Genomic DNA, 12,233 nt, shown 5'->3' with positions numbered 1-12,233 from the left:
TTCTGTATACTTCAATTTAAAGGTCTATTTTAATGTTGTGATATTGCTCTGCTGTTTTATAATCTTTCCTTAAAGGATAGCCTTCCCAATCATCTGGTAATAAAATTCTTCTTAAATCTGGATGACCTTCAAAATAAATACCCAAAAGATCAAAAGCTTCTCTTTCATGCCAATCGGCTGTTTTCCAAACGCTGGTAACAGATTTAAATACAGGTAAGTTTTGCTCATCTCTATCATTCTCTTGATAGACTTTTAAAACCAGTTGATGCTTTTTAAGGATAGATGTAAGGTGATAAACCACACCAAATTTTTGTGCTTCTACACCATAATCAATACCGCTAAGGCTTGATAAAAAATCAAACCAGGTTTTTTCATTATCTCTTAATGCCAAACAAACCTCAACGATATGGTCTTTTTTGATTACTAAAGCAGGTTGCAGGCCTTGTGTTTCCTCTGCCTCAATACTATCAGTGCCAAATTTTTGTATTAGGAGTTCTTTTATCTCTACAAATGTCATGGAGCAAGCCTTTCTATAGTCCAAGATTCATCTTTTTGTCTTTTATAGGTAATTCTATCGTGTAAACGGTTAGATCTTCCTTGCCAAAATTCTATCAAATTAGGGATAAGCCTGTAACCTCCCCAAAAGTCTGGTTTCGGTACAACTTCTTTATCTTTATACTGTTCTTCTAGTTTTTTCAAGTTTAGTTCTAAAAACTCCCTATTTGGGATTACACTGCTTTGTGGAGATGCCCAGGCGCCAAGCTGACTTCCTTTTGGCCTAGAGTGATAGTAAGATGTTGATTCGTGTATACTTATCTTCTCTATCACACCTTCAATGCGAATTTGTCTTTCTAAATCTCCCCAAAAAAATACCAGTGCTGCGAAAGGATTTTCTGTTAATTGTTGCCCTTTATTGCTGCTATAATTGGTGAAAAAAGTGAAGCCATCTTCATCGTAATCTTTTAAAAGAACAATTCTTGCCGATGGTATACCTTCTCTAGATGCAGTAGCCAAGGTCATGGCATTAGGTTCTAGAATTTCTGCTTTTAAAGCATCTTTAAACCATTTTTCAAACTGTTTTAAAGGCGTTTTTTCTATATCTTCTTCCAGAAGAAAAGCAGAACGATAATCTTGTCTTAAATCTTTTAAATTTAATTTTTGCTCACTCATTTTATACAAACTTACGAATTGCAAATTGGGATAAAAATAATTTAAAATAAATGACATGAATCAGTATTTATTACGATTTTTAAAATCTAAATCCATACATCTTCGTTTATATCAATATGCTGAGTAAAGTTTTACCTAAAGTTGGAGATTTATTAATATCAGAGCCTTTTATGCTTGATGAAAATTTCAAGCGTTCTGTAGTTTTATTAACCGAACGAGGTGATGAAGGCGATGTTGGCTATGTACTAAATCATAAAAGTAATTTATTACTGAAAGATGTTGTTGCAGATTGTTGGGATGCTAATTTTTTGATTCATATTGGCGGGCCTGTAGCTAATGGTACCTTAAATTTTATACATTGTTGTCCGGATAAAATTCCAGGTGGTACACCTATAGGGAAAGATTTATTTTGGGGTGGCGATTTTGAAACGCTAAAGCTCCAAATTAACAGTTACAACATTACAGAGTCTGAGATTAAGTTCTTTATAGGCTATTCTGGTTGGGATAAAGGACAATTAGTAGCCGAGATAAATGAAAATAGCTGGATAGTATCTGATCAATACAACCCAGCTATGATTTTTGAATATTCTGATAAAAATATCTGGAAAGAAGCCATCTTAAATTTGGGCGTTAAATATGCCCATGTAGCTAATTTTCCTGAAAACCCAGAATGGAATTAAAACGCAGAAGGGTATCCTTCTGATTTTAAAAGCTCTGCCGATTCTTCAATTTTTGCTTTTAAATCGTTTTTAAATTTTGCTACTTGTTGTGCTAAATGATCATCAGCGGTAGCTAAAATTTGTGCGGCCAATATACCTGCATTTTTAGCGGCATTAAGCGCTACTGTAGCTACAGGAATACCATTTGGCATTTGTAAGATAGATAAAACAGAATCCCAGCCATCAATAGAATTGCTTGATTTTACCGGAACACCAATAACAGGAAGTGTAGTAATAGAAGCTACCATGCCAGGTAAATGAGCTGCGCCACCTGCACCAGCTATGATAACTTTTAAGCCTCTCTCTGCTGCTTTATTAGCATATTCAAACATTCTTTCTGGGGTACGGTGTGCAGATACAACGGTTAATTCGTATGCTACACCTAATTCTTTTAAAACATTTGCAGCCTCTTCCATAATAGGAAGATCAGACCGGCTACCCATGATGATACCAACTTTTGGCTTATACATTATGATTTAACTTTTAGTTTTTCTTTAACAAATTGTGCTTTTTCTATAGCAGCGTTTCTATCTTGATCTACAATGGTAACATGGCCCATTTTACGGAAAGGTTTAGTGAAAACTTTACCATATAAATGCACATAAACCCCTTCTTTTTGTAGCACCTCTTTTAAACCTTCATATTCTGCCGGGCCTTCATAACCAGCTTCACCTAAAAGATTAATCATCACAGCATTGGCGATACTTGCAGTACTACCTAAAGGTAAATTTAGTATAGCCCTTAAATGTTGCTGAAATTGAGAGGTTACGTTTCCTTCTATGGTATGGTGACCACTGTTATGCGGGCGAGGAGCTAACTCGTTTACTAAAATTTCGCCATTTTTGGTTACAAACATTTCTACTGCTAATAAGCCTACAATGTTTAGGCAATCAGCAATGTCTCTGGCAATTTTATCGGCTTTCTGCTGGATTTCAAAGTTGTAGGTTGATGGGCTGATTAGAAACTCTACCAAATTAGCTTCTTTGTTAAAATCCATTTCTACTAAAGGGAAAGTTTTTGTTTGGCCGTTTTCATTTCTAGCAATAATAACAGCTATTTCCTTTTCAAAATCAATCCATTTCTCAACAATAGAAGCTTGCTCAAAAGCTTTATTTAAATCAGATTCATCAACAATTTTAACCACACCTTTGCCATCATAACCATCTTTTCTTAGCTTTTGGATATAAGGAAAAGGTATTTTATCAGTTAGCAACTGCTCTTTGTTAGCAATAAGTTGAAACTCTGATGTTGGAATATCATTTTCTTTAAAGAATTGCTTTTGAAGACCTTTATCTTGTATCAACCTGATGATTCTGGGCTGAGGAAAAACTGTAACGCCTTCTTTTTCTAAATCTTCTAAAGCCTCGATATTTACTTTTTCTATCTCTATTGTCAGTAAATCAAGGTTTTTACCGAAGTTATATACAGTTTCATAGTCGCTGATAGAGCCAACTTCAAAATAGTCGCATATATTTTTACAAGGGGCGTTTGCATCAGGATCTAAAATACTAATAGAAAGATTAAAATTAATGGCTTCCTGAATGAGCATTCGGCCTAACTGACCGCCACCTAAAATACCCAAACGGGTTTGTGTAATATTTGATTTCATTTATATATTCAAAAGCCTTGTTTTAACAAAACTTAAATTGTACTTAAAGATTGTGTGCTTATTTTCTTTTGTAACTCTAAAATACCACCTATTAAAGCTTCTGGCCTTGGTGGGCAGCCTTGTACATAAATATCTACCGGAATAATTCTATCAACACCTTTTACTACGTGGTAGCCGTGTTCCCAATAAGGGCCGCCACAATTAGAACAAGAACCCATAGAAATTACATATTTAGGTTCTGGCATTTGTTCGTAAAGGCGTTTTATTCTTTCGGCCATTTTAAACGTTACTGTACCAGCAATAATAATCACATCTGCTTGGCGTGGGCTAGGTCTAGGGAAAACCCCAAATCTATCTAAATCGTAATTAGAAGCCATAGAACCCATCATTTCTATAGCGCAACATGCAATACCAAAACTTAAAGGCCATAAAGATGACAACCTTGCCCAATTTAGCAAATCATCTAATTTGGTAACTACAACACCACCATTTTCTAATTGCTGTTCTAAGCTCATGATTTTTTAAATCTTGGGACAAATTTTGGTTTTATATTTTCTGTTTCGATGTTGTTTTCCTTTACAACAGAGCTATTTTCTTGCTGTTTATTTTTTAAGCCGGGTTGATATTTTGCCTCATTAATAGCTTGATAGGCGCTTAATGGAATTTTAGTATCAACCGTTGGTAGTTTTAAAACAGGTTTTATCCAATCTAAATCTTTTTTTCTCCAAACATAAACCAAGCCTAATAATAAGATACTGATGAAAATCAACATTTCAGTGAAACTTAACCATCCCCAACGTTGGTCTTGTGCAATAAGCGTAGCATCACTAAAAACTATAGCCCAAGGGAAAATAAACACCATTTCTACATCAAATAATAGGAAAATAAGGGCTATAACGTAAAAGCGGCTGTTAAATTGAATCCATGAACTACCTATAACTTCCTCGCCACACTCGTAAGAGCTGTTTTTTTCTGGATTTGGCTTGTTTGGAGCAATAATTTTACTGGTGATAAAAGCCAGCATCACGAATACAATTCCCATAATTAGGAAAATGAGAACTTTACCGAATGCCGAAATTTGGGAGTATTCTTCCATGATTCGATACAAAAATAAGATTATTAAGCCAAATGCTGCAAACTTAAGCAGGATATTCTTTGGTGATGCTTCATAAAAATCTCATTTTTGCTGCATGCTAGAAACTAAATACGATGCCATTATTATTGGAGGTGGGGCTTGTGGTCTCATGTGTGCAGTACAAGCCGGATATTTAGGTAAGAAAACTTTAATCTTAGAAAAAAATGCTCAAGTAGGGGCTAAAATATTAATTTCTGGTGGTGGTAGGTGTAATTATACCAATTATTATACAACGGCACAGAACTTTATTTCAGAGAATGAGCACTTCTGTAAGTCTGCGTTATCACAATGGACGGTTGATGATACCATTAGTTTTTTTGAAACTTACGGCATCACGGGGCAAGAAAAAACATTAGGACAACTTTTTCCTACCAGTAATAAAGCGAAAGATATTGTTGAGGTTTTTAAACAAATTTGTGATGATTTTGGACAAGATATTTACTTAAATAGCCATGTTTTAGCTGTTGAAAAGCTAGACGAGCTTTTTAAAATCACTTTTGAAAGAAACGGAAAAACAGAAACTTTATATAGCTTCAAAGTGGTGATGGCTAGCGGTGGTTTGCCTATTGCTAAAATGGGTGCTACAGATTTTTCTTTGAAAATTGCCAAACAATTTGGATTACAAGTAGTGCAAACAGCGCCAGCTTTGGTTCCTTTAACCATTACAGGTAAAGATGCAGATTGGTTCGCCCATTTATCTGGCAATAGTATGCCTGCCGTTGTGAGTAATGATGAGATAAGCTTTGAGGAGAATATTTTATTTACTCATTGGGGTTTAAGTGGTCCAGCTATTTTGCAAATTTCTTCTTACTGGCGTCCGGGTCAAAGTATTGTTATTGATTTATTACCCCACCAAAACATACAAGAGCTAATAGAGCAGGAGCGAAGTGCTAATGGTAAAAAGCTGCTGGCTAATTATTTAGCCTTGTTTTATACCCGTAAATTTATTGATGCTTTAAGTGATATTTTACCTACTCATAAGAATCTAGCCTCTTTAACAAAAGATGATTTTACCGCTATAAACGAGTTTATCCATCATTTTAAAGTTAAACCAGCAGGAGATAAAGGTTACGATAAAGCCGAGGTCATGCGTGGAGGTGTAGACACAAACGAATTATCATCTAAAACATTGGAAGCTAAAAAAGTACCCGGCTTGTACTTTGGTGGCGAGTGTGTGGATGTTACCGGATGGTTAGGCGGCTATAATTTCCAGTGGGCTTGGGCTAGTGGTTTTGTAATTGCGAATAGTGTTTAGTTGGTTAGGTTGTTAGTTGATTAGATGGTTAGTTGGTTAGGTTGTTAGTTAGTTAGTTAGTTAGTTAGTTAGTTAGTTAGTTAGGTTGTTGGTGTTAGTTGGTTAGATGGTTAGGTTGTTAGTTATTAGTTAGATAGCTATTGGGAGTTAGATTTTAGTTGGTTAGTTTTCTGGAATTGTCTTGATTTAATTGTTTATATTTTGAAAATTATTAACCAAAGAAGCTCTAGTATATACTAAAAACATATACTTTTGTAGTATGAAAGTGTTATCATTAAAATTAGATGATGAAATCTTCAATGAGGCTGAGGAGATTACTCATGAGCTACATATAGCTAGAAATCGTTATATCAACGAGGCTGTTAGAATTTATAATCTTGTTCAAAAAAAGAGATTATTGAAGAAGCAACTTGCTAAAGAATCTGCATTAACAAGTAAAGAATCTATGGATGTTCTTCATGAATTTGAACGCTTGCTAGATGAAAATTAAACAATTCGACATTTGGCTAGCAGACCTTAATCCGAGTAGGGGCACAGAGCCGGGCAAAATAAGACCGGTAGTGGTTATTCAAACTGATTTATTGAATGATATTCATCCATCTACCATTATTTGTCCTATCACTACCAATGTACAGCAAGATATACAAATATTAAGGGTTCATTTGAATGAAAATCAACTGGATAAATTAAGTGATATCTTGGTAGACCAAATCCGGGCGATTGACAACAAAAGGCTTATGAGCAAACTTGGGGAATTAACTCAAAACCAAAAAGAAAAACTAAAAGCTAACCTAAGAATTGTGCTTGATATTTAGCTAGCATCTTCGTACCATCTTCGCTACTTGTTCGCAAAAATGGGGTGTTTTGCGAAGGTGTTACGAACAAGGTGCGAACAAATAGCGAAGAATATATTCTCTGGTAATCCCTAAAGAAGAGATAAAAAAAAGACAGCGTAGATCCTACGCTGCCAAATAGTGCTATTTCTTTATAAAACTTCGTGATTTTAGTTTTACACCGTCACCAATTCTTTCCCCTTATTTACATCCTCTAAACTGATTGTATCAATAAGTTCATTTTCTAAAACTTTTACCCAAGTTTTTAGATATAAAATGACATCTGCTTTTTGATTATGCTTCAGGTACTTATGACTTGCAGGTAGCTGACGTAGTACTTGCGGGTCTGATAATTTTTCTAAATGTGCTAAATCTGCTCTGGTGAAACCGAAGGCAACCATTTCATCAATAATATGGTCTATAGGTAAGCCGCTGGTAGGGCAGTAGTCTATCAGTTGTTCGTTCCAGTCGCCATGCCTGCTACGCATTGCAGATTTATGAATTTCAGCTTTGTCTCTATTGGTAATTACTTGAGCCAAATTGCCACAGTTGCAGCTCCCCATGTGTCCCCACTGGTATGCAGCGCCTTTTTCTAGGTTTTCAACCGTTTTCAGCAGCGCTTGAATTACAGAAATTGATGCCTTTGCCATTTTTTATGTTTTTTTCTTCTAAAATATGTCTTGAAAATACTAAATACTGAACATTTACACTTGCTTTTTGTTCTTTAAAAATACAAATTATCACGATTTTAAACTTAACCTTGCCAAATACTGGTCGCTACCATCGTCAAATAGAACTTCCATTTGGAAACCGCATTTGGTAGCAATTTCTTTCATGATATCTCGGGCAACGTAAATCCAGGTGAACCAATCTCCTTTTTTGCCTTTATATTCGTATTGATAATCTATCTCACCATAATAACCATCGTCTTCGTACTTTTTATTTTCGTACAGATATAAAACATCCGAGGAATCGAATAAAATTTGTCCCTCTGGTTTTAGTAGTTTTTTAGCATGATGTAAAAAGCGCTCAATCTCGTCTAGATACTGGCAAAAACCAATACCATTCATCATTAACAATAAGGTGTCGTACTGCTCATCCTGATAATCAAAAATATTGGTATTGATGATTTTTTGAACACCTCTTTTTTGCATTACCTCTGCTGCGCCGGGCGATATTTCTAAAGCTGTAACATCAAAACCTCGTTTTTGTAAAATAAGCGTTATAGCGCCAGCACCTGCGCCAATATCTAGCACTTTGCCTTTACATTGCCTAAGGGCGAAAGCTTCCAAATCGGTAATTTCATAGTCTTTACGGAAGAAAACTTCGGCAGGCATTTCTTCTGCCTCGGCGTAATTGTTATGTAGCCAAATGGTAGAAGTTTTTCCTTTATCGAGGTAATCTTTCAAAAAATCGCCATAAACATCATTCATAAACACAAAGGTAAAATCTATTCCTCATCTTCGATATTAAATTGCTTAATTTGAGCTATGAACCCCGAGATACTGTTAGATTTAGTTAAAGTGCGTATGCCTTTTGGTAAATATAAAGACCGCATTTTGTGCGATTTACCAGTAAGTTATTTAGAGTGGATGTATACCAAAGGTTGGCCAGCTGGTAAATTGGGACAGCAGCTAGCAACCATTTACGAGATTAAAATTAACGGCTTAGAGTATTTATTAAAGCCTTTGAGGAATAAATGATTTATTTTTCGCTTAGATAATCTATATCGCGTTCCTCTAAAAACCGTCCTTTTGCAATGATGTCATCATCATCCCAAATTTTAGAGAAAAAAGCTTTTTCTGATTGTATCCTCTTTAAAAGCGCATGGATAAAAGATAAATCGAACTCTTGTTTATTGAGTTTTATCAGGTATTCCTGTTCTGTGATTTCTAAAACGGAGTTTTGCATAGCTATTCATCTTAATTTCTCCTAAAATAAAAAAGGCCGAATAACTTATCGTTAACCGGCCTTTAAGCTTTTGTTAAGTTTTAGCTTATTTAAACCACTCCATAACCTCTTCTTTTTGAGGCATGGTTAAATCTAATTTTAACTTTTTGCGCATCCCACCTAAATCGTTAAATACTTTATTAGGGTTTGCAGCTTTTAAATCTTCTATGGTATTGATACCCATTTTACGGATAACTTGTACCCATGCAGCCGGAATACCTGCTGTTACAAAATCCTCATCGGTGGTTACTTTGGCTTTTTTCTCTGGGCGCATTTGCGGGAAGAATAGTACTTCTTGGATAGATGATTGGTTAGTCATCAACATCACCAAACGGTCTATACCAATACCCAAACCTGCGGTTGGTGGCATGCCATATTCTAAAGCTCTAATGAAGTCATCATCCATAGCCATAGCTTCATCATCACCACGAGCTGCTAAAGTTAATTGATCTTCAAAACGCTCTTTTTGATCAATGGCATCGTTTAACTCAGAATAAGCGTTAGCAATTTCTTTACCTTGCACAAATAGCTCAAAACGCTCTACCAAACCTTCTGTGGTGCGGTGTTTTTTAGCTAGAGGAGTCATTTCTATAGGGTAATCGGTAATGAAAGTAGGTTGAATTAAGTTGTGTTCTACTTTTTCACCAAAAATAGCATCAACCAATTTACCTTTACCCATACTAGCATCAACCTCAATATTTAAGCTTTTACAAGTATCTATCAATTGCTGCTCGTTCATCTGAGAAACATCTATACCTGTATATTTCTTAATAGAATCATACATAGATAGTTTCTCGTAAGGGCCCGCAAAGTCAATTTCATCGTTCCCAACTTTTATAGTTGTTTTGCCATGTATGGCTGTGGTAACTTTTTCTAAACATTCTTCTACCATGCTCATCATCCAGATATAGTCTTTATATGCTACATAAATTTCCATGGATGTAAACTCTGGGTTATGGGTACGGTCCATACCTTCGTTTCTGAACATTTTACCAAACTCGTAAACGCCATCAAAACCTGCAACAATAAGTCTTTTTAGGTAAAGCTCGTTAGCAATACGTAAGAAAAGCGGCATGTCTAAGGTATTGTGGTAGGTGTTAAATGGTCTTGCTGCTGCACCACCATGTATGGCTTGTAAAATAGGTGTTTCTACTTCCATCCAGCCTTGCGAATCAAAATAATTACGCATGGTGCTAATGACTTTAGAACGTGTTTTGAAGATTTCTTTAAACTCCGGGTTAACCGTTAAATCTACATAACGCATACGGTAACGCATTTCTGGGTCTGTAAAGCCATCATAAACATTACCATCATCATCGCGTTTAACAATAGGCAATGGTTTTAAAGATTTGCTTAAAACCTTAAACTCTGTAACGTGTATAGAAATTTCTCCGGTTTGTGTAGTAAAAACAAAACCTGTTACACCAATATAATCGCCAATATCTAATAATTTTTTAAATACGGTATTGTATAAAGTTTTATCTTCTTCTGGGCAAACATCATCTCTTCTGATATAAGCTTGTATTCTGCCAGTAGCATCTTGTAATTCTACAAAAGAAGCATTTCCCATGATTCTACGGGTCATGATTCTGCCAGCTAAGCTGATATTTTTATAAGAAGTTTTATCTCTTTCGTAATTTGAAGTAATATCTAAGGCATTTGCATTAATCTCAAATGCCTCTGCAGGATAGGGATTGATACCTAAATTTCTAAGTTCTTGTAAAGACTGGCGTCTCTGTATTTCCTGTTCTGAAAGTATACTCATTAATTTGAAAATTTCGGACAAAAATAAGCTTTTCTTTGTTTATTTATAGCTTAAATACAACACCGAAAAGCCTATTATTTTAATGAGCAGGAAATATAGGAGAAATTAATGGCTGCCTTTTGCTTTTTGAGCTATCAATTCGGCCAATACAGGGTTTAACTGATGTTCTTCAATTAAAAAGTTGGTGATGGCTTGGCAATCTGGTTTCCCACTTTTTCTGATAATTTCTATCCAATGTTCTAAAGGATGACCGGTATTTTCCTCAATAGCGGTCATCAAAGTTTCTGTTGTTTGGTTCATAGCCTAGTGTTTATGAAGCACTGTAGCTATAATTTTGCCAAAAAGAAGTAGCTCATTATTTTACTACGAATTGGTTTCTTTTCTTTTTCTAAAGAACTTCTTTTTACCAGTTTGAGCAGTATTATTTTTAGCGTTCCCTTGTGCCGCTTTATGCGGTGCAGCAGATTTACTTCTTCCAGATTTACCGCCTTTTTTAGTACTTGGTGCGGCAGTAAACTTAGTCATAGGGAAGGGGTTTTCCTCTGCTTTAGGTATAGTTTTACCTATTATTTTTTGGATATCCTGTAAAAACTCTTTCTCATCTATTTCGCAAAAAGAAAAAGCCGTTCCGTTTGCCCCAGCTCTGCCTGTTCTACCAATACGGTGTACATAAGTTTCTGGGATGTTAGGGATTTCATAGTTTACCACATAAGCTAAATCATCCACATCAATACCTCTGGCAGCTATATCTGTAGCAACTAAAACCCTTATTTTATGAGATTTAAATTCTTCTAAAGCTCTTTGTCTTGCATTTTGCGATTTATTACCATGTATGGCAGCAGCTTTAATCCCGTGGTTAAGTAGCATTTTCACCACTTTATCTGCCCCATGTTTAGTTTTGGTAAATACCAAAGCCGTTTTTATATTTTTATCTTCTAGGATATGGATTAACAATTTATTCTTATTATCCCGATCTACCATATAAACAAATTGGTTAATGGTATCTGCCGTAGAAGATTCTGGTGTTACTTCAACTTTTACAGGGTTTTTTAATATTTCTGATGCTAGCTTCTGAATAACTGGAGGCATAGTAGCAGAGAAAAATAAGGATTGTCTTTTTGCTGGTAAAGCTGCTATCAGTTTTTTAACATCATGAATAAAGCCCATATCTAACATACGGTCTGCCTCATCTAAAACAAAAAGATTGATACTTTTTAAACTGATGTAACGCTGGTTCATCAAATCTAATAACCTTCCTGGTGTTGCAATTAAAATGTCTACACCTTTTGCTAAAGCATCTGTTTGTGCTTTTTGTCCAACACCACCAAAAATAACAGCATATTTTAAAGGCGTATTTTTACCATAAGCAGCAAAACTATCTGCAATTTGTATGGCTAGTTCTCTAGTTGGGGTTACAATTAAAGCTCTAATAGCTCTTGTACCTTTAGCTTGTTGGTGCGATGAGTTATGTAATAATTGAATAATAGGTATGGCAAACGCAGCAGTTTTACCTGTACCTGTTTGTGCACAACCTAATAAATCATTTCCGTCTAAAACTAATGGAATTGCTTGAGCCTGAATAGGAGTGGGTTTGGTATAGCCTTCTGTTTGTAAGGCTTTTTTTATCGGATTTATTAAATCCAATTCATCAAATGAAATCATATATGGGGTTAAGGCAAAATCCCATTATTGATATCAAAATAGGCAAACCTTCTTTTTAAATTTTCACAAAGGTGCTTATAATTTCTGATATAGTTGTTTTTGGTGATGATGTTGTTACTTATGTGGTCTTGTTAC

Annotated in this window: 17 protein-coding genes; 5 read left to right on the top strand and 12 right to left on the bottom strand. The window is 35.3% G+C overall.

The window, feature by feature from the left end; all coding sequences use genetic code 11:
- Positions 1-16: 16 nt before the first annotated feature.
- Both FYC62_RS08135 and pdxH read right to left on the bottom strand, forming a co-directional pair.
- Positions 17-517 carry an NADH-quinone oxidoreductase subunit C gene (locus tag FYC62_RS08135; protein WP_149074590.1) on the bottom strand — a complete coding sequence of 167 codons (501 nt, stop codon included), beginning with the start codon at positions 515-517 and terminating at the stop codon, positions 17-19.
- Complete coding sequence (pdxH, locus tag FYC62_RS08130; protein WP_149074589.1) at positions 514-1,170, bottom strand: pyridoxamine 5'-phosphate oxidase; 657 nt, start codon at positions 1,168-1,170, stop codon at positions 514-516. Before pdxH ends, FYC62_RS08135 begins: the two co-directional genes overlap by 4 nt.
- Positions 1,171-1,286: 116 nt before the next feature.
- Between pdxH and FYC62_RS08125 the strand changes: the two genes are divergently transcribed.
- The gene (locus tag FYC62_RS08125) at positions 1,287-1,850 is read left to right on the top strand and encodes a YqgE/AlgH family protein (protein ID WP_149074588.1); all 564 of its coding nucleotides are present in this window, start codon (positions 1,287-1,289) and stop codon (positions 1,848-1,850) included.
- Here the strand turns inward: FYC62_RS08125 and purE are convergent.
- From purE to FYC62_RS08105, 4 genes are read right to left on the bottom strand one after another with little or no spacing between them, the layout of a single operon-like run.
- Positions 1,847-2,359 carry a 5-(carboxyamino)imidazole ribonucleotide mutase gene (gene purE, locus FYC62_RS08120; protein WP_149074587.1) on the bottom strand — a complete coding sequence of 171 codons (513 nt, stop codon included), beginning with the start codon at positions 2,357-2,359 and terminating at the stop codon, positions 1,847-1,849. The genes FYC62_RS08125 and purE overlap by 4 nt on opposite strands.
- Positions 2,359-3,498 carry a 5-(carboxyamino)imidazole ribonucleotide synthase gene (locus FYC62_RS08115; protein ID WP_149074586.1) on the bottom strand — a complete coding sequence of 380 codons (1,140 nt, stop codon included), beginning with the start codon at positions 3,496-3,498 and terminating at the stop codon, positions 2,359-2,361. The genes purE and FYC62_RS08115 overlap by 1 nt, the downstream gene beginning before the upstream one ends.
- A 32-nt stretch (positions 3,499-3,530) precedes the next feature.
- Positions 3,531-4,013 (bottom strand): NADH-quinone oxidoreductase subunit B, encoded by a 483-nt coding sequence (locus tag FYC62_RS08110; protein WP_026903629.1) that lies wholly within the window; start codon positions 4,011-4,013, stop codon positions 3,531-3,533.
- A complete protein-coding gene (locus FYC62_RS08105; RefSeq protein WP_240534862.1) occupies positions 4,010-4,540 on the bottom strand; it encodes an NADH-quinone oxidoreductase subunit A in 531 nt (176 codons plus the stop codon). The genes FYC62_RS08110 and FYC62_RS08105 overlap by 4 nt, the downstream gene beginning before the upstream one ends.
- Before the next feature lie 148 nt (positions 4,541-4,688).
- Between FYC62_RS08105 and FYC62_RS08100 the strand changes: the two genes are divergently transcribed.
- The 3 genes from FYC62_RS08100 to FYC62_RS08090 all read left to right on the top strand — a co-directional run bounded on the left by FYC62_RS08100 (position 4,689) and on the right by FYC62_RS08090 (position 6,703).
- Entirely contained in the window at positions 4,689-5,888 is a 1,200-nt protein-coding gene (locus FYC62_RS08100) for a BaiN/RdsA family NAD(P)/FAD-dependent oxidoreductase (protein WP_149074584.1), read from the top strand.
- Between the two features lie 259 nt (positions 5,889-6,147).
- Positions 6,148-6,378, top strand: coding sequence for a hypothetical protein (locus tag FYC62_RS08095; protein WP_039447423.1), 231 nt, complete (start codon positions 6,148-6,150; stop codon positions 6,376-6,378).
- Positions 6,368-6,703: a type II toxin-antitoxin system PemK/MazF family toxin gene (locus FYC62_RS08090; protein WP_149074583.1), complete on the top strand. Its 336-nt coding sequence runs from the start codon at positions 6,368-6,370 to the stop codon at positions 6,701-6,703. The genes FYC62_RS08095 and FYC62_RS08090 overlap by 11 nt, the downstream gene beginning before the upstream one ends.
- A gap of 194 nt (positions 6,704-6,897) precedes the next feature.
- Here FYC62_RS08090 and FYC62_RS08085 read toward each other — a convergent pair whose 3' ends face one another.
- Together FYC62_RS08085 and FYC62_RS08080 are read right to left on the bottom strand one after the other, a co-directional pair.
- Positions 6,898-7,371: a hypothetical protein gene (locus FYC62_RS08085; protein ID WP_039447418.1), complete on the bottom strand. Its 474-nt coding sequence runs from the start codon at positions 7,369-7,371 to the stop codon at positions 6,898-6,900.
- Between the two features lie 90 nt (positions 7,372-7,461).
- Complete coding sequence (locus FYC62_RS08080; protein WP_149074582.1) at positions 7,462-8,154, bottom strand: class I SAM-dependent methyltransferase; 693 nt, start codon at positions 8,152-8,154, stop codon at positions 7,462-7,464.
- Between the two features lie 57 nt (positions 8,155-8,211).
- Here FYC62_RS08080 and FYC62_RS08075 point away from each other — a divergent pair, with 57 nt between their 5' ends.
- Positions 8,212-8,424 carry a DUF3820 family protein gene (locus tag FYC62_RS08075; RefSeq protein WP_039447413.1) on the top strand — a complete coding sequence of 71 codons (213 nt, stop codon included), beginning with the start codon at positions 8,212-8,214 and terminating at the stop codon, positions 8,422-8,424.
- 1 nt (position 8,425) lies between these two features.
- On the opposite strand, the gene FYC62_RS08070 is transcribed toward FYC62_RS08075, so the two are convergent.
- The 4 genes from FYC62_RS08070 to FYC62_RS08055 form a co-directional block, all read right to left on the bottom strand.
- A complete protein-coding gene (locus tag FYC62_RS08070) occupies positions 8,426-8,632 on the bottom strand; it encodes a hypothetical protein (protein WP_149074581.1) in 207 nt (68 codons plus the stop codon).
- A gap of 85 nt (positions 8,633-8,717) precedes the next feature.
- The gene (gene lysS, locus FYC62_RS08065; protein WP_149074580.1) at positions 8,718-10,436 is read right to left on the bottom strand and encodes a lysine--tRNA ligase; all 1,719 of its coding nucleotides are present in this window, start codon (positions 10,434-10,436) and stop codon (positions 8,718-8,720) included.
- Positions 10,437-10,541: 105 nt separating this feature from the next.
- A complete protein-coding gene (locus FYC62_RS08060) occupies positions 10,542-10,736 on the bottom strand; it encodes a DUF4287 domain-containing protein (RefSeq protein WP_149074579.1) in 195 nt (64 codons plus the stop codon).
- A 63-nt stretch (positions 10,737-10,799) separates the two neighbouring features.
- Positions 10,800-12,098, bottom strand: a complete 1,299-nt coding sequence (locus FYC62_RS08055; protein WP_394348898.1) for a DEAD/DEAH box helicase — start codon at positions 12,096-12,098, stop codon at positions 10,800-10,802.
- Positions 12,099-12,233: the final 135 nt, after the last annotated feature.

The sequence above is a fragment of the Pedobacter aquae genome (assembly GCF_008195825.1).
Lineage (GTDB): Bacteria > Bacteroidota > Bacteroidia > Sphingobacteriales > Sphingobacteriaceae > Pseudopedobacter > Pseudopedobacter aquae.
The sequence above is the reverse complement of the archived record's forward strand: the minus strand, read 5'-3'. Positions and strand labels throughout refer to the sequence as shown.